Source organism: Streptomyces sp. NPDC058964, from assembly GCF_042741275.1.
In the GTDB taxonomy this organism is placed as follows: Bacteria; Actinomycetota; Actinomycetes; order Streptomycetales; family Streptomycetaceae; genus Streptomyces.
The window spans coordinates 1-1,012 of the sequence record NZ_JBHYKH010001090.1; the positions used below are offsets into that span (position 1 = coordinate 1).

Annotated in this window: 1 protein-coding gene; it reads right to left on the minus strand. The window is 66.3% G+C overall.

The window, feature by feature from the left end:
- Nucleotides 1–69 precede the first annotated feature (69 nt).
- On the minus strand, nucleotides 70–876 hold the full coding sequence (locus ACFW2E_RS47880; protein WP_384478702.1) for an SAM-dependent methyltransferase: 807 nt from the start codon (nucleotides 874–876) through the stop codon (nucleotides 70–72).
- Between the last annotated feature and the right edge of the window lie 136 nt (nucleotides 877–1,012).

Consider the following 1,012-nt stretch of genomic DNA (forward strand, 5'->3'; position numbering starts at 1 on the left):
CTACCTCCTCGAGGACGGCCTGGCCACTTGGGCGGCCCAGTCGTAGCGGGCATCCCGAAGAGACGTCCCTCAGCGGCGCACGAAACCCACGCCGCCGAACTCCTCCCACTCCCATGACTGCTGAGCGGGTGCATCACCGAGGCCGGACTGCCGCCAGGCGGAGACCTCCACCAGCCCGGGGGAGACCAGCTCCAACGGTGCGCAGAAGTCGGCCACGTCCTGGCGCTCACGCACTCGGCCCCAGTGGCCCTGCGTCTGCTCGTCCATCAGCTCGGTCACCACGTTCCGCACGTGCGCCGAATCACTGACGAGCTGGCACACCACCATCATGCTTCCGGCCGGCAGCTTTCGAGCGACCCTGGCGACCAGATCAGCCGGACGGTCGCTGTCCGGGAGACAGTGCAGCACGGACACGAACAAAGCAGCTACCGGCTCGTCCAAATCGATGAGCCGCGCGACCGCTTCACTCTCGAAGATCGTCTCGGTGTCGCGCATGTCCGCCTGGAGCACGGCGGTCCGCTCGTTGGTCTCCAGCAGCACGCCACCGATCGTGCGCACAATCGGGTCGTTGTCGATGTAGACGACCCGGCTGCCGCGGTCGACACGCTGCGCGATCTCGTGCACATTGTCCTGGGTGGGCAGCCCCGAACCGTGGTCGATGAACTGGCGGATGTTGTAGTCGGCAGCCAGGGTATGGACGACGCGGCGCAGAAACTGCCGATTGTTCAAGGCGAGTTCCCGCATGCTGGGGACGTGTCTGAGCAGTTCGTCGCACGCCGCCCGGTCGGCCGGATAGTTGTCTCTGCCGCCCAGCAGGCTGTCGTACATGCGCGCCACACTGGGCACGGTGACATCAACCCCGTACGGCAGACTCACCCACGGACCCTCTCTGCTCCACGGCGCGCCCCGCAGCTGCGCCGTAGTCGCACAGTGTAGGGAAGTCCGCGTTCAAGTGGGCCGTATGGAAGCCGAATTCCCTCCTCGGCATAACCAGGTCACCGATCCACCGGCC